11 protein-coding genes are annotated in these 17,040 nt (G+C 57.3%); 7 read left to right on the top strand and 4 right to left on the bottom strand.

Annotation, left to right across the window (positions count from 1 at the left end; all coding sequences use genetic code 11):
- Nucleotides 1-166: 166 nt before the first annotated feature.
- The 4 genes from HWX74_RS09725 to HWX74_RS09710 form a co-directional block, all read right to left on the bottom strand.
- A complete protein-coding gene (locus HWX74_RS09725) occupies nt 167-2,482 on the bottom strand; it encodes a DUF4838 domain-containing protein (protein ID WP_176013349.1) in 2,316 nt (771 codons plus the stop codon).
- Nucleotides 2,483-2,551: 69 nt separating this feature from the next.
- Nucleotides 2,552-3,241, bottom strand: coding sequence for a type II secretion system protein (locus HWX74_RS20015; RefSeq protein WP_217704918.1), 690 nt, complete (start codon nt 3,239-3,241; stop codon nt 2,552-2,554).
- An 82-nt stretch (nt 3,242-3,323) separates the two neighbouring features.
- On the bottom strand, nt 3,324-4,451 hold the full coding sequence (locus HWX74_RS09715; RefSeq protein ID WP_176013348.1) for a GntR family transcriptional regulator: 1,128 nt from the start codon (nt 4,449-4,451) through the stop codon (nt 3,324-3,326).
- A 334-nt stretch (nt 4,452-4,785) separates the two neighbouring features.
- The gene (locus tag HWX74_RS09710) at nt 4,786-5,274 is read right to left on the bottom strand and encodes a MarR family winged helix-turn-helix transcriptional regulator (RefSeq protein ID WP_176013347.1); all 489 of its coding nucleotides are present in this window, start codon (nt 5,272-5,274) and stop codon (nt 4,786-4,788) included.
- A gap of 251 nt (nt 5,275-5,525) precedes the next feature.
- Here HWX74_RS09710 and HWX74_RS09705 point away from each other — a divergent pair, with 251 nt between their 5' ends.
- The 7 genes from HWX74_RS09705 (at nt 5,526) to HWX74_RS09675 (ending at nt 16,968) form a co-directional block, all read left to right on the top strand.
- Nucleotides 5,526-6,632 (top strand): efflux RND transporter periplasmic adaptor subunit, encoded by a 1,107-nt coding sequence (locus tag HWX74_RS09705; RefSeq protein WP_176013346.1) that lies wholly within the window; start codon nt 5,526-5,528, stop codon nt 6,630-6,632.
- Nucleotides 6,633-6,639: 7 nt separating this feature from the next.
- Nucleotides 6,640-9,786 carry an efflux RND transporter permease subunit gene (locus HWX74_RS09700; protein WP_176013345.1) on the top strand — a complete coding sequence of 1,049 codons (3,147 nt, stop codon included), beginning with the start codon at nt 6,640-6,642 and terminating at the stop codon, nt 9,784-9,786.
- Between the two features lie 437 nt (nt 9,787-10,223).
- Nucleotides 10,224-11,288 (top strand): GntR family transcriptional regulator, encoded by a 1,065-nt coding sequence (locus HWX74_RS09695; protein WP_176013344.1) that lies wholly within the window; start codon nt 10,224-10,226, stop codon nt 11,286-11,288.
- Between the two features lie 48 nt (nt 11,289-11,336).
- Complete coding sequence (locus tag HWX74_RS09690; protein ID WP_176013343.1) at nt 11,337-11,945, top strand: prepilin-type N-terminal cleavage/methylation domain-containing protein; 609 nt, start codon at nt 11,337-11,339, stop codon at nt 11,943-11,945.
- A 136-nt stretch (nt 11,946-12,081) separates the two neighbouring features.
- A complete protein-coding gene (locus tag HWX74_RS09685) occupies nt 12,082-13,014 on the top strand; it encodes a sugar-binding protein (protein ID WP_176013342.1) in 933 nt (310 codons plus the stop codon).
- 5 nt (nt 13,015-13,019) lie between these two features.
- A complete protein-coding gene (locus tag HWX74_RS09680; RefSeq protein ID WP_176013341.1) occupies nt 13,020-14,420 on the top strand; it encodes a hypothetical protein in 1,401 nt (466 codons plus the stop codon).
- 70 nt (nt 14,421-14,490) lie between these two features.
- Complete coding sequence (locus tag HWX74_RS09675; RefSeq protein WP_176013340.1) at nt 14,491-16,968, top strand: alpha-galactosidase; 2,478 nt, start codon at nt 14,491-14,493, stop codon at nt 16,966-16,968.
- The last annotated feature ends 72 nt before the right edge of the window (nt 16,969-17,040 follow it).

Genomic DNA, 17,040 nt, shown 5'->3' with positions numbered 1-17,040 from the left:
CTGGGGGAAATCGGTTTGTTGGGAATGGCGGCCGTTTTCAAGTTCCGCCATCGGAAAGGGCCCAAATCTTCAACGATTCGCTGCCGCAATCGACAGCGTTGAGACTTTTTGCCGCACACACATCCCGCCGCTGCAGGTGAATCCCCGGCTCCGGCCGGAAACCGTTTTACTTCAGCTTCCGCCTGATCGATTCGGCGGTTCCGGGGCGGGTGAGGATCACCATATCCACTGCAATGGTATTGGCCGCGGCGGAACCGGGAATCCAGGCGGGACCGGTAAAACGGGCGTGAAACCAGAGGTCCCAGCAGTTATCCTCGCTGTTTTCCGCGTTGGGGATGGCGTAGGCCTGGGAGAGGTTGATCTGCAGATGCCAGCGATGGGCGAAAAAGAGGCAATTGCTGCCCAGCGTAATTTCAGGAATGCGATACCAGTGGTAGGCTTCGTCTTCGGGCGCGACCAGCAGATTTTTGCCGTCTTTGACCGCAAAATCATAGGTGCCGAAAAGATTGCCGTCGCCGGGAACCTGGTTGGGATGGCGCGACAGCAGGGTTTTTCCGGGAATAGAATCCGGATCGGCAGTGACGGAACATTGAAACTCCGGGCCGGGATCGTTCTGCTGCGGATAGCCGAAGACATACTTGGGCTCGATGGCGCGAAAAGGCTCGGGGGCGGTCAGATTGGCTTCGAGGATCTCGAACTGGCCGGCGAAGCGTTCCCGGAAATAACCGGGATTGACGCAATCGGTCCGGTCCAGGTATTCCAGAATGTTGTTTTTCAACTGGTCGCGGACGGCGTCAACGGAGATACCGTGCTCCCGGAAGTCGGCTTCAGTCTCCTGCCGCCAGTAGACGATCTGCCAGAAAAGAGGGATGGTTTCCGCCCGCACCCGGGCCTGGAAGCGGGGCGACTGCGCCGCCGCCTCCGCTTCCAGGAGCAAGCGATAGTTGTCCAGCATGAATTGACCGTCGAGGTAGCGCCAGCGGCGTTCCCAGGCGGGGCCGGGAGTGAGATCCTGCGCGACTCCCTCCCGCAGCCGGTCCAGATAACGGGTCATGAGCGGAGCGGCCGGACCGTAGTAATGGGTCATGTACTCCGCGATCAGCTTCCGGTCGTCCAGATCCGGATCGACCATCAGGCGCGACGCCAGATAATACTGCAACTCGATGAAATTCTGCGGCGTGACCGGATTTTTCTCGGCCTCCAGAAAAAGCGCCGTGACCCGGTTATCCCGAAAACGCCGCAGATCGGGAGCAATGGCGTCGACCATGGTTTCCGGACGTGGCGGATTGAAGAACATCCCCATGTTCCAGTAATCCCAGAGCGCAAAAGTCGCGCCCTGCCGGTTCCATTCGGCCAACTCCCGGAAATCGGCTTCGGCCATAGGCCGGTAACAACTGCCTCCGGCGCAATACTGCAGCAAGACGTTGGATTCGGGCCGGGTCAGGCGCGGCGGTCCGGCGGTAAAGCTGTAGGCGAAGGTGCGGATGGTCAGCTCGGGATAGTCGCGGCGGATGGCGGAGGCGATCGGATTGATGAAGCGCAGCAGCAGACCGGACTCGCCGTCCTCCTCTTCCACGATTTTGCGGCAGTTTTCACAGCCGCACATGGTGTTGCCGCCGTCGTTCTGGGAGATGTCGTAAAAGGTCGGCCATTGCTCCGGCGGCAGCTCGGCCCGGTCGCGCCGGATGAATTCCCGCAGTGACTCCAGAGCGATGGGAACCAGGTCGGGATGGCTCAGGCAGAGCTGGCCGACATAAGCGGCGGTGGTGCGTTTGCCGTCGGGACCGAGGGTGAAGTATTCGGGGTGTTCCGCGAAGTATGTTTCGGGCGGCACGTAGCGATAGAAGTTGTGGCAGAAGGGAGTGCGGTCGGTACGTTGCAGGAACCGGGCGCGGTACAGTATCTCTTCCCCGAAAGCCGATGCGCCGTTGATGCGGCTGCGCAACTTGAAAAGCCAGTAGCGCCGGCGCACTTCCGGCGCGGCCTCCTGCCGGATGAAGTGATAGGGACGTTCATCATAGATCTCCCGGCCACGAAAAGCGGGTTCGCCGCGCCCGTCGATCAGTTCCGGCCGCCAGTCCGGGCACCGCGGAATCACGGTCTCGTCCTCGGTCAGAAAGGCGACGCCGAGTTTTTCCAGAAAGGCGTAGACTCCGTAGAGGGTGCCCGCCGGACGACCGCCGGTAATGACGAGGCTCTCTTCGCAGGTACGCAAAATCCATTCCTCGTCCTGTGCTGCAAGGCCGTCGATCCGGTGGTCCCGGGCGAAACCGGTCTGTCCCAGGTAGATTTCCGGGATGCGCCCGGCCAGTTCGCTCTCCCGGACCACTGTGAATTCGCGTCCGGTGACTGACTGCATGAAGTTCTGCAACTCGAAAGCGGCGGTTTCTTCCAGCGGCGAGGGAGATTCACCGGTGGCGATCAAGTCGGCGAAAACGATGCTGCGGAAGGAGAGAAGAAACAGGATGAAAAAACGTTTCATGGCAGATGACTTTCTCCGGTCGGAGCCGGGTTGGGCCGGAAAGTGCTTTTCCCAGTCGAGAATTATGCTTCAATATTGAAAGAACACGCTTGGATTCGGATTGTAAAGGTTGCTTACATAACAGTCGACGCCGTTGTCTCCCCGGGCTTCATTGGGTAATTGCCCGGTACCATAGGTCGAAGTATGGCCGTCGGTGAAGGTAAAGGCGCCCCGGCGGTTATGGGGATAGGCCGGCGGAGCGTCGGCGGTGTAATTGACGAACGAGCCCCAGGGATGGTCGGTTTCTCCGATCAGCAGCAACAGAGAGGGATAGCGGCAGCCGGAGAGGGATACCGGAGCCCAGGCTCCCAGATTGTAGCCGTAGCCGTATCGGCTGTCGCCCGCATCGGCGGCCGGATTGACCGACACGTTCAACGCGGCGCAACCCATGGGATGGCGTTTGCCGTCGCGCACTTTGACCGCTCCGATATGAATGTTGATGTCGGTTCCGGCCGGGAAGAGATAGGCGGTCAGAACTCCCCGCTCGGTGGAATCGCTCCAGGCGATTCCGTTCGCGTCGAAATAAGGCGGCAATTGATCCAGATTGTCATTGGCGTACAATGTGAACGACAGTCCGAGCTGCTTGAGGTTGCCGACGCATTTGGTCAGTTGCGCCGCGGTCCGCGCCTTGGCTAGGGCGGGAAGCAACATGCTGGCCAGGATGGCGATGATTGCAATCACCACCAAGAGTTCTATCAGTGTGATTTTTTTGGTTTTCATGGTTCGGGATCCTTTCCGGGTTGATGGTTTCGGGAATTGACGGGATGGGACGATGAATCCGTTTTTTTTGTGCCGGCACCGGTCAGGCGGTATCGCCGTAGACCAGTTCGGCTCCGACCTCCTTTCCTTCTTTGCGTTCGCACCACGGGTTGTGGACGAATTTGAGCAGCAGCTTCACTGCGCTGCTGCCGACGGCGTCGGTGTTGACCCGGACCGAAGTGATGATCCGGCCGCCGGGAAGAGTCACGGGGCTCCCGTAGAAGCCGCAAAGTCCGTAGTCCCGGCCAACTTCGCAGTCCCGGGTGGAAAGCCGTTTGTAAAGTTCCAGCGCCAGAAGGTCGCTGGGAGCCAAGATCAGCGGCTTGCGCGGCGGAGAGAGCCGGGTCAGTGCGCTATACAGTTTCTGGTAATAAACTTCAAAAGGAACCTCCCAGTCGGTATGCCAGTGCATCCGGAAGCGCCCGGCGTACTCCTCCTGCGCCGTCAATTCTTCCAGAGCCCGGAACCGCTGATAGTCGTTGTAAAAACGCCGGGCGGCGGTGCCGCAGAAGAATATGTCGGTATAGCCCCGGGTCAGGACGGCGTCCAGCAGCAGCTTGACGCCGGAGAAGTTGGGTATGGCGATGGAACCGACCGGCAGCTCGGAAGCGCGGTTGACCACCACCACCGGCACGTCGGAGTGCTGCAGGAATCCGGCCAGTATCCGGTCCGAAACCCGTTCATCGACCAGGAGACCGCAGCAGCGCCGGGCGATGGCCAGCATCTGGCGCAGGATCTCATCGGCTTCGGCGTATTCGCCGGAAGAGTCGGGCTGGCAGTAGTTGAACACATTGCTGAAGTGGGAACGCAGCGTATCCATGCGCGAGGCGAAGAGTTCGTTCTCGATGGCCTGGTTGATCTGATTGAAGTAGTTGTCCGGGGCATTCCAGTAGGAGCGCAAAAAGAGTCCGATGGTGGTGGCCCGGGAGCTCAAGGCGAACTCCTCCTCCAGCTTCAGGACCGGAGCGACACGATACCCCCGGCCGTGGCGGTGGATGACCCCGGCCGCGTTCAACTCCTTCAGGCTGCGCAGCACGGTGATATGGCTGACCTGATAGTGACGGCAGAGCTGTTGCACCGGCGGCAGGGGATCGGCCGCGGCCAATTCCCCGCTGCGCATCCGGGCGCGAATGTCGTCGACGATGTTTTCGTAGAGCAGTTTTCGATTCATGGTATTTCTCCGATCTGGTAATAGTATAGGAGAAAAGAAAATTTTTGTCAATGGAATGCCGGGAACGCCCGAACTCTTTCCCTGAATTTTTCCAATCGGTAATATGATGATAATATGAGCAATCGTCAAAAATGCTTTACCGATATATGAAGTCAGGCCGCGCGGCCGGCGGCGTTTCCGGGGCAAATGCGGTAGGTGATCGAAGTCAGATGCCGGCGTGCGGAGTCGGGGCATTTCTGCTGGTGGCGGTTCAGGAAATCTCAGGTTTTGAACGATTCGCCGTTGCGGGCGGTCAACGGTGCCGAACCGCTTATGCAAACGTTAGAAAGCGATCTCACCCTTCGTCTTTCCGGGTACCGGAAACGTTTTTGCCGGAACGCTTGTGTCCCAGGATAATTTCAGTTCTGTTTCGAACTTTTTTTACCAGTCTGGCAAAAATATCCCGCTCGATTTCAGTCAGCTCCCCGGTGATCATCTCGTGACAGCGGTCGATGCTTTCTTCAATCTTCGGCACCAGTTGCAGCGCTTTGCCGGTGGCGTGGAGTTTGAAGTTGCGCCGGTCGAGCGGATCGATTTCGCGGGTGACCAGGCCGGCATTCAGCAGTTGCTGGACGATGGCGGCGGTGGTGCTCTTGCTGATCATGATCTCCGCCGACAACTTTTCCTGCGAAATGCCGTCGTTCTCGACGATGCCCATGATAAACGGGAACTGCCCCATCGTGATGTGAAGTTTCCGCAATTCGCGCGCATAATAGTTGTGCGTACACCGGCTGATGGTATAAATATCCACCGTCAGTTCCCGCATGGCGGCCACGTCTTTCATCTTCTGGTCACTTGCCCCCAAATGTTCTCATGTCTCTCCGAACCAAAAACCGTCCGCAGCAAAACCTTTATCGCTGGAATTAATATAGTAAACCTCACCGCGTTTACAATACTTTTCAAACAAAAAAATCAAAAATCGATTTGTCTTTCCAAAGTTTAAACATATATTAAAATAGTTCGCAATAGAACCAATATAATTGACCATTATTCTTACTGCAATCAAACAATATCTGTCACGGACAGGGAGGAAACATGACGTCACGACTGTTGCTATCGGGAATTGCTGCCGTATTTTTGTGGGGTGCCGGATTGACGCACGCCGCCGAAACGGACAACGCGCCACCGCTGGTGATCGTCGATTCCGTTAAAACGGTCGCGGAAGCGGCGCCCAGACGTTACGTCGGCTCGGTGGAAGCGATCAAACACGTCGACCTCATGCCGCGCATTACCGGCACTTTGCTGAAGATCAACTTCACCGAAGGAACGATGGTTCAGGAGGGCGACCTGCTTTACGAGCTGGAAGACACCACCTACCGCGCGGCCGTGGATGGGCTGAAAGCCCAGCAAGAACTGCTGGAGGCTTCGCTGCGTTATGCGGACGCCGAATTCAAACGCAACAGTACGCTGTTGGAAAGCAACGCGGTGGCAGTTTCCTCGCACGACAAAGCGGTGCTGGAAATCGATTCGGCACAGGCCAATCTCAAACAGCTCGCCGCCAGTCTGACCGATGCGGAAAATACGCTGTCCTACACCAGAATTTATGCACCGATCACCGGCCGCATCGGCAAAAGCGTCTTTACCGAGGGCAATTTGATCACCCCGCAGGGCGGCAAGTTGACCGACATTGAAATGATTGCGCCGATTTACGTCCGCTTCAGTTTGAGCGAGCGGGTTTTCCGGCGCGATTTCGGCGGCATGGAGGGAATCCGGGACAAAGCGGTCGTCCGCATTCAGCTCGCCGACAACACCATCTACGACGAAACCGCCAGCATTACCCTGATCGACAACAAGGTCAATTCGACCAGCAATACCATCACGCTGTGGGCGACCTTCGAAAACCGGGATCGCCAACTGATTCCGGGCAGTTTCGTCACCGCGCTGGTTTCCGCCAAAGCGGAAAAAGCATTTTTCGCCATCGTGCCGTCCGCCTTGATTGTGACCGGAGAGGGTTATTGCGTCTATATTCTCGACGACGAGCGGAAAGTGGTTCAGCGTCCCGTCAAGGCCGGTTCGGTCGCCGAAGGGCTGCAAATCATTCTGGAAGGGCTCGACGGCTCGGAGCAAGTCATCATCGACGGCACTCACAAGGTGAAACCGGGCATGGTTGTCACCCCGGTCGCGCCGGAAGCGGTGAAGTGAGGAAATCATGTTTGCCGAAATTTTCATCAAACGCCCGAAATTCGCCTTCGTCATCTCGATCGTCACCGTGCTGGTCGGCACAATCTGTCTCTTCCGGCTGCCGATCGCCGAATATCCGGAAATCGCTCCGCCGACGGTGAAAGTCACCGCCATGTACCCCGGCGCCACCTCGCAGGTGATCGCCGAGACGGTCGCCAGCGTCATCGAGGAACAGATCAACGGCATCGAGGACCTGCTCTATTTCAAATCCGAAAGCGACAACAACGGCAACTACACGCTGACGCTGACCTTCAGGCCCGGCATCAGCTCCGATATCGCCCAGGTCAACGTCCAGAACGCCGTCCAGCGCGCCGAAGCCCAACTGCCGGACACCGTCAAACAGATCGGCATCGTCACCAAAAAACAGTCCACCGATATGGCCGGCGTCTATTCGTTTCAGACCGACGGCACGACGCTTTCGCATTTGGAACTGGCCAATTATGTACGAATGAACGTCAAGGATATCTTCGCCCGGCTGCCCGGCCTCGGTTCGGTGGAAATCCTCGGCGAACGCAACTACAGCATGCGCATCTGGCTGGATCCGCTCAAGATGTCCGCGCTGAACCTCACGCCGGAAGTCATCATCGCCAAACTCAATTCGCAGAACATTCCGGCCGCCGCCGGTACGCTGGGCGGCGAAAAATCCAATCCTTATCTGCAACTCAAGCTCGACGTCACCGGCCGGCTGAAAACGCCGGAGGAATTCGCCGACATCGTCGTCGCCGCCGCACCGGAAGGCGAACAGATCCGGCTCGGCGACATCGCCCGGCTCGAACTCGGCGCCGAACGCTACACGGATGAAGGCTACTTCAACGGGCAGCCCAGCGTCGCCATGGCCATCTACCGCCAGGACGGCGCCAACGCCGTCGAACTGGTCAGAAACGCCAACCAACTGCTCGACGAACTGAAAAAACGTTTTCCGGAGGGCGTCGAAGCCGTCCACGCCTACGACCCGAGCAATTACATTCTGGTCAATGTCCGGGAAATCGCGACGACGCTGGTCATCACGCTGCTGCTGGTCATCGCCATCACTTACCTCTTTCTGCAGGATTGGCGTGCCACCGTGGTTCCAGCGGTGGCCATCCCGGTCTCATTGCTCGGCACCTTCTTCGTCATGGCGCTGCTGGGATATTCCATCAACGTGCTGACCCTATTCGGTCTGATCCTCGTCATCGGCAGCCTGGTCGACAATGCGATCGTCGTCGTCGAAAACACCATGCGGATCATCGAAGAGGAGAAGCTCCCGCCGCCGGAAGCCACCGCCAAAAGTATGAAACAGATCACCAGCCCGGTCATCGCCGCCACGCTGGTCTCCGCAGCCATCTATGCGCCGATCGGTTTTTACGGCGGCATCGTCGGCACGATTTATCTGCAGTTCGCGGTGACGATGTGCGTCGCGCTGTGCATCTCGGCGTTCAACGCCCTGACCCTCAGCCCGGCGCTTTGCGCGCTCATCCTGAAACCGGCCGCGGCGGCCGAACGCCGGAAATTCATCCTGTTCCGCTGGTTCGACGCTTCCCTGGACGCGACCAAAAAAGGTTATATCGGATTTTCCAGATTCATGATCCGGCGGTTTTACCTGACGGTCATCCTCGTCCTCGCCGTCCTGGCGGCCAACGTCTTTTTGCTCAAGGGCCTGCGTGGCGGCTTCCTGCCGGACGAGGACAAAGGCAGTTTGTTCTGCGAACTGGAATTGCCGCCCGGCGCTTCCCTGGAGCGTACCGACAAGGCGATGGCGTTGTTCAATGAAAAATGTCTGCAGCTCAAGGGCGTCAAAGATATCGTCACCGTCGCCGGCTATTCGCTGATGAGCGGCGCCAGCGAAAACCTCGGTTTCGCCATCGTCACCCTCGATGACTGGGATCTGCGCAAAACGCCGGAGCTGTCGATTCAGGCGCTGCGCGACCGGATCATGGCGATCGGCGAACAAATTCCGCAAGCCCAGGTGCGCGCCTTCCAGCCGCCGGCCATCATGGGGCTGGGCGTCACCGGCGGCGTCACCTTCGCGCTCCGCACCTCCGGCAACGATACCCCGCAGGAATTCGAACAGCAGCTCGGCAAGCTGCTCGATATGCTCAACGACAAACAACAGATGCCCGACATCCAGTACGCCTTCAGTTCGTTCAACGCCCGGACGCCGCAGCTCCATCTCGACATCGACCGGGACAAGGCGGAGGCGCTCGGCGTGCCGATCAGCCGCATTTTCACCGCGCTGCAGAGCAATCTGGCGTCGCTCTATGTCAACGACTTCAATCTGTACGGTTATTCTTTCAAGGTCAAGCTCCAGCTCGACGGCCAGGACCGCTCCACATTGAATGACCTTGAAGAGCTGATGATCCAGAACGATTACGGCCAAATGGTTCCGCTGACCGCGATCGCCGAAGCGAAAGTCACACTGGGCGCGCAGAAGCTGGAACGCTTCAACCAGAACCTGTCGGCCGGCGTCACCGTCATCCCGATGCCGGGCGCGTCCAGCACCCGCATCATGGACGACCTCGAAGAGTTGACCTCCAACAACTTCGGCAAGGAATACGCCGTCAGTTGGACCGATATGAGCTATCAGGAAAAGAACAACGACGGCCGGATCGTGCTGCTGATGACGCTGGCGGTGATTTTCGGCTACCTCTTCCTGGTCGCCCAATACGAATCCTGGACGATTCCGATGCCGGTGATCCTCTCCGTCGCCTTTGCCTCGCTGGGCGGCATCGCCGCGCTGTATTTCAACGGCATGCTGCTGGACATCTACGCGCAGCTCGGGTTGATCATGCTGATCGGGTTGTGTGCCAAAAGCACCATTCTGATGGTCGAATTCTCGATGCAGGAACGCAACGTCGGCAAATCGATCGCCCGGTCCGCCATCAACGGCGCCAATTACCGTTACCGCGCCGTGCTGATGACCGCCTGGAGCTTCATCATCGGCGTCATGCCGCTATTGTTCGCTTCCGGTGCCGGCGCCGAAAGCCGCCGGGTGATCGGCACCACGACCTTCTGGGGCATGCTGACGGCGACGCTGATCGGCGTCGCCTTCATTCCGCCGATGTTCGCCGTTTTTCAGAAAACCCGGGAAACCGTGAAGAAAAACAGCAGGAGGGCGGCCGGCAAACCGGCGAAATAACCAGATGAAGCCTGACGATTTGTTTGTATCCGTCAGGAAATTCACCGGCCCTGGGGCGCGTTTCGGAAAAACCATTCGGCCGCGCCCCGCGGCAGACTCAAATCCCTTCACCTTCATTATCAGGCATTCAAACCTCCGGAACACGCTCTGAACGAAGCCGGCGGCGCTGTCGATGCGCTCCCTGCCAAGCAATTCCTGACCCGGCTGCGACGGTTAAAAGCCGCTTCACCGGCAATATCATTCCGGCCCCCAGGGGGGTTCGCGGCCGATCAAAAAATTTCTCCGGTATTGTCATGGCTTAAAAAGCATCTGAATTTTCTGAATTTTTTACCGGATTTTTTTTGCCGGGGGGTTGACTTTTGTTTGAAAATATCCTATACTATCCAAAGAGATTGATGACTTTGATATAATTTATAATATGACATGAACCAAAAGATATGAATAATTCAAAAACCGATTGTACTCAGCAGACCCGTCAACAGATTTTCGATCAATATATTCGGGGGCGGCTGCCGGGTGAACGAATTCCGACCGAAAAGCAACTGTCCAAGGAATATCAGGTGTCCGTTACGACCGTGCGCCGGGCGGTCAGCTTATTGGAAGACAGCGGTTTTTTGAAACGCCGGCACGGTTCCGGCACTTTCATCGGAGAAGCCCTGCGGATTCGCAAAGTCGGCCTGCTGGTGCCGGAGGCCGATTATTCGCAGTTTTTCCACACCATGGCAATTCGGATGAGTCCGGAATTGCGGCAACGGGGATATTCGCCGACTTTGTTCGTGACCGGCGGAGATCATTTCGAATTGGCCACGATGGAATCCGACCTGAGAAGCATGGATGCGTTGATTTTGTGCGGTTACGGGGCCGAGGCCGGGGAACTGCGTCGGATTGGAGTTCCTTATGTAGTTCTGGGCAATGAATTTCCTCGTGAGGACACCTATGTGGCAACCGATATGATTTCCGGCATGATGATGGCCATGCGCCACTTGTACGCGACGGGGTGCCGCAAAATCATTTATCTGGGCAATTTCCACTGGAATTCTCCGCTGGCGCAGGAGCATCTGGAAACAAGTATGCGCTATCTGGGATTTCGACTGGCGCTTCACGAGCTGGGGTTGGAATTCTCGCCCGGGCAAGCTCTGGCCGCCGGCTATTCGAGTCTGCACGGTTATGAACGGGTCTTGCGCCTGGTGGATGAGTCGGAGTTCGATGCGCTGCTCTGCGCCACCGACCAGCTTGCCCAGGGGGCGATTCAAGCGCTTCTGGGGCGGAACCTCCGAATCCCCGAAGAGGTTTCGGTGGTCGGCTGCAACAACCTTCTGCCGGAAACGGAATATTTGGTGCCGCTGACCGCGATCGACTTCAACCTAGATCAATTCGCCGCGCAAGCCGTCTATCTTTTAAATCGAAAACTGGACGGAACTCCGGAAGAGGATGTATTCTCCCTGTTTCTGCGGCCGAAACTGGTTTGCCGGGCCAGTACCAGGCCGTTATCCGGGAGATGACATGATACGAAAAAAACAAGCCCGACGGGCCAAACCAAAGGAGATGGTATGAAAAAGTTTACATTGATTGAACTGCTGGTCGTTATTGCTATTATAGCCATTCTTGCCAGCATGCTGCTGCCGGCCCTGGGCAAAGCCAAGGCTGCGGCGATGAGCACCAAATGCAAGTCGAATTTAAAGCAGGTGGCTCTGGGATCGATTCTCTATTCCGACGACTGGGAAGATTGGATTTTCCCCGTCTATCTTTCCGACTGGGAACACGGCCAATGGCCCCAGGTTTTTATCAAGGAAGCGTATCTGCCGGAAGCGGTGCTGGTTTGCCCGTCGGTGAGTTATCACAAGATCGATTATGGCTGGTTTTCTTACGGTTTGAATATCGATGCTTTCGGTTACGCGGGAGAGGCGAACATGAAAAAACGTGCCGCCGTCATCGGCAATCCGGTGATGTACGGCGACGGTTCGACGATCAACTGGGACGCGGATGTGGCGGACAGCGACGCGGCAATTACCTACAATACTTTCGATCGCGACTGGTATCCGCTGATGCTTCGGCATAACAACCGGGCCAACGTTTCGCTGGCAGACGGAAGCGTTACGGATCTTACCCGGGCAATGGCGGTGGATTGGCGTACCTGGATGGGCAATGACAGCAAATGATGGCAATTGAAAGAAACGTAAGGAAAAATACACGCGGACGCGGCGGGGACTGCTGCGCAAATTCCGGGAAGACGCTGTTTGGCGCCATGCCTTTACCAGCGAATCGGATCGAGCGAGAACCAAGGAGATTATTGTCATGAATCGGTTGAAGCAATTGGCATGGGGATTATCGATGGTCTTCGGCATGATGGCCGGCGCGGCGGAAGTCGCCGAATTGCCGCTGCTGTCCGGCCGACTGGAGGTGGACGGCAGATTGGATGAGGTGCTATACCAAGATGCCCGTTTTGATAAACTCAGCGCTAACGATGCCGCCCGCCCGGCCGATCCCGCGACCGAAGCATTCATGTTCACCGACGGCAAATCCATTTATGTCGCCTGCAAAGTGACTGTGCCCGAAGAATTGACTCCTCCGGCAGAAGATGACATATTCCATTATGATTACGAAACAATAGAAATATTTATCGCCCCCAAGGTAAAAGAAAAATTATATTACCATTTCAGCATTGATCCGTTTGGCAAGTCGCAATCGGAAATCGGGATCAGCAATCCGGCGGATTATGCGTTTCCATGGCCGTTCGCCATGGTGGAAAGCGATGCCGGCTACACAGCGGAAATCAAGATTCCACTGGAATCGATCGGATTATGGGACGGGTTGAAAAGCGGTGACCGGATCGCCATGAATGTGTGTCGGGTAGCGGCCAACGGCAAAGATCATTACCAGTCGCTGATGCCGCTGGGCGGCAGTTTTCACCAACGCGATGAATTTCCGGTGCTGGTCGTCGGGAGTTTTCAGGATGGCGCGCGGGCGGAACTGTCGGAGTCCCCGCTGAACAACGCCCGGCAGCCGAAAGTCAGGGAGATGTACCGGGAACTCGCGACGCAGTCCGAAAACATCCGCAATGCCGACGACTACAATGGATTTCTGGCAAAGCTCGCCCAGGAAACCCGGCGGGCGATCCGGGAAAATTATCCCAAAGAAAATTTTATGTCTGGCCTGCCAACCCATGGCAAGTTCCCCAATCGACATTTCTGCCGCTGCCGGAAGCCTCGCATCGGAATTTCGAGCTGACGGCATTGCACGGTGAAGTCGTTACACTGGCGGTCGGGATTGGCAATGCCTGGGACAAGGCAGTACGCTTCCGGGTCGAGCTTTCGAAAATCGTCGCCGCCACGGACGAAAACCGGCAGGTCCGGCCGGAGGATGCCGTTGCCGTCCGGCGGCTTGTCGAGACCGCGTTGCGTACCGGCTCCACTCAGCGCGACGCTTTGGCCGACGTGGACATTCACGACATAATTGATTGCCGTCAAGGGGAAAATGAGATCATCTATCTGACCATCGATACCGCCGCATTGGAACCCGGAAACTGGACTTTCAGCCTGCAGATCAAACCGACGGTCGAAAGAGCATGGGCGAAAACGGTGCCCGTGGAGCTGCAGATCATGCCGGTCGAATTGCCGCGCGACGGCAAGCCATACTCCTTGAATTTTCACTACTACAATTACATGTCAGTGAGCGGTTATGGACAAAGTGACGCTTATCGCCACGCCGTGCTGCTGGATCAGAAGCGGAATGGTTCGAACGTACATTTGATCTGCCCATCGGGACTGTCCCTTGAAACTGATGAGTCGGGGAATCTGATCGGAGCGCCGGATTTTCGTGAAATGGACCGGCTGATCGGGGTGTTCGGAGTCAAAGATCAAATCTATATGGTGGTCCCTGCGCCTGATACACTGAATGGTTACGGGTATGGAAAAGTCAGCGGGGAAATCGTGGAACGGAATTTTCTGCAGGTATTGACACAAATTCGCGAATATCTTGCCGCTCAAGGCATCGACGAATCGAATTATGGGTGGTATATCACCGATGAGCCCGATATGGCGCGGGCAAAAAATATTCTGCCGCTGGCCAGACTTATAGCCAAACATGCTCCGAAGCAGAAAATATTCTGTACCTTCTATGACGGAATTCCACTTCAGGTTCTGGATATGATGAATCCGTATGTCAATTTGTGGTCGCCTTCTTTTGGCGCCATCCCCGAACAGATGAAAACGATTCGCGAAGGCGGCCGCAAACCGCAGGAACTGTTGTTCTATGCGGTCAGCAACCGTACCTATTCGCCGTATGCGTCGTACCGGCTGATGCTGTGGCGGGCGCTGCAGCGCGGCGGGATCGGTGCCGGGTACTGGAGTTACGATGATGTCGGCTATGGAGCAAACGCCTCCATGTGGGATGATTTCGACAATGACCGCAGCGATTACTCGGTCATCTATGAAGGAAGCCGCGGCCCGCAGGCCAGCGTCCGTCAGCTTGCCTGGTTCCGGGGCATCCAGGATTGGCGTATCCTCGAACTGGCGCAGAAGAGTCCGGCGGCGCAGGAAACCGCCGCCGAAGCCATGAAAGAAGTATTGAGTAAGACTTATGAAACGAATCTGGCCGATTCTTATATCGAGAAAATCCGGGAACGGTTAAAATAAAGACGGCGGCATCCAGCATATGAGATGTGGATAGTGAATTTCCGAACGCAGCAATTCAATGGGGGTATTCATGCAGTTGGAAAACTTTATCGAGGCGACGGCGAATTCGATTCTGAAGCCGGCAAAGGGAGCGGCGATCGAAACCCGGCGGATCGGCTGGGGAAGTGTAGTGCGGTGCGGCTGTTCCGTGGGCGGAGCGCCTTTGAAGATCGGCGAGCGGAGTTATGGGGCCGGCTGGGGCGATCATGCCCAGAGTCTTTTGGTCCTGCATCTTCCGTCGCCGGGAAAGCGTTTCAAGGCCTGGGTCGGAGTTCAGGCCGGTTTGCCGTTTCATTCGCTGGCTCGCTTCATCGTCGAAGACGACGCCGGGCGGGAGCTGGCCCGGTCGCCGGAGCTGCGGGGCGACCAGGCGCCCTTCCTTCTGCAAGCGGATTTGAACGGTGCAACCGCGATCAGGCTGCGGTCGCTCGATACTGCGTTGCCGGCGGACTTCCCCGGAATTCCGCCGATGGCCAATTTTAATTGGTGCGATCCGGCGGTAACGCTGGCGGACGGCCGGAAGCTGGCCGCTCCAGATTTCGCCGCTTTCGAGTTTCGGCCGGCGGCGGCTTTCGTTTATGACGGTGGCGGCGAGATGACGACGGCGCGGCGCGAAGTCCGGCAGTTGGCGGAAACGTCCGAACTGACACGCTGGCAAATGGAAGAAACCGATGCCGATGGGACTTTGACCGTGCGCACTACGGTGACGGTCTATCGTGATTTCCCGGTGATCGAATGGTTGCCGGAGGTATTGAACCCGGGAGCGCAGCCCAGCCGGATAATCGACGATTTCCGGTCGCTCTCGCTGCGCCTGGCTCTGGAAGACCGCTCAACAGGTTATCTGTCCCATCCATACGCATTCGATTGCAGGTTTCCACAGCGTGACGTGGCATTGCGCCGGACAGTGGGCAGCAAGAACGCGCAGAGCGATTTCACCCGGGGAACGGTGTGGCTGCGGCCGCGTTATCCGGAAAATCATTGGCGGCTGGATACCGACGAGGGACGCAGTTCGGCGGCTTGGCTGCCTTTTTTCGGCGTGGATGTCACGGAAACGGAAGGTCTCAATTTCGGCATCGGCTGGAGCGGCGCATGGTATGCCGATTTGCGGCACGGCGACGACCAGCTCCTGATCGAAGCCGGGATGCCGAAGACCCACTTCCGGGTGCTTCCCGGCGAGTGTCTGCGCCAGCCGTCGATATTCATTCATCACCGCCAGGGCATGAGTGTAGAGGACGGCCAGAATCAATTGCGGCGTTTTCTGCTAAAGTATCATTCGCCCCGCCGGGCCGACGGCAGTGTGATGCAAACGCCGTTGCCGCGTTTCGCCTGGGGAGGGCAGTCCTCCGATGGAATGATGCAGATAATCGATCAGAAGGAACGCTACGAATTGCCTTTCGACACTTTCTGGGTGGATGCCGGCTGGTTCGGCGTTGACCGGCCGGTTTCTCCAACGGAGTATGGTGCGAGCGATTGGGCTTGCACGGTGGGCAATTGGCGGGTGAACCGGGTTCCCCATCCCGGCGGTTTCCTTCCCGTGGCCGAGGCGATCCGCCGGGCCGGAATGAAATTTCTGCTGTGGGTGGAAATCGAACGGGTGATGCCGGGAACCCCGGTGGCGGCGGAACATCCGGAGTGGCTGCTGACCACGCCGGCCGATGACGGCAATCTCCTGCTGAATCTGGGAAACGAGGCCGCTTGTGACTGGGCGATCGGCGAAGTGGAACGGCTGGTGCGTGAAGAGGGAATCGACTATTATCGTCAGGACTTCAACTTCAACACCATCCCCTTCTGGGCCGACAACGACGCGCCCGACCGGGTGGGGGTAACCGAGATGAAATACATTGCCGGCTTGTACCGTTTCTGGGATACATTGCGCGAGCGTTTCCCCGACATGCTGATTGACAATTGCGCCTCGGGCGGCCGCCGCATTGATTTTGAAACCAACTCACGCAGTATCTGCCTCTTCCGTTCCGATATGCTGGGACGGCCCATGTACGACTGCAGTGAAGCCAACCACAATGAGATTCCCTACCTTTCCGAATGGGTGCCGCTGCATGCCGGCGGCACGACGGTGATTTCAGGCGACGATTACGGCGTTTTTTCCGGAGTAGCTTCGGGAGTGAACGCCGGCATGGGCGAAGTGAACGACGGGTTCGACTTCAAGTGGTACCGGGAAGTTCTGGAGACGGCGAAGCGGATGATGGCATATTTTTACTTCGATTTCCACTTGCTGACTCCGGCGCCGGAGTCGCGCCGGAATTTTTACGCCTATCAATGCCATGCGCCGGAAAAGGGTTCGGGATTCTTCGCTGTTTTCCGCCGGCCGGACGGTGACGAAACCCGGCGCACGCTTGATTTACGGAATATCAATCCGGAAAAGCACTACGAGCTGGAGTGCTTCCGGGGAGAAAAGGTCACCGTTTCCGGCAATGAATTGGCGGAATTTCCGGTGGAGCTGTCAGAGCCGCGTTCAATGGCACTCTATTTCTACCGGAAACTGGACCGATAACTTCAGAAAGTCAGGTTGCCTTCCGGAAGCGGAAGTCAACCTGACTTTCGTTGATTTTTCAGCCTGAGCCGC

The sequence above is a fragment of the Victivallis sp. Marseille-Q1083 genome (assembly GCF_903645315.1).
GTDB lineage: Bacteria > Verrucomicrobiota > Lentisphaeria > Victivallales > Victivallaceae > UMGS1518.
This window is presented reverse-complemented; position numbering and strand designations above follow the sequence as displayed.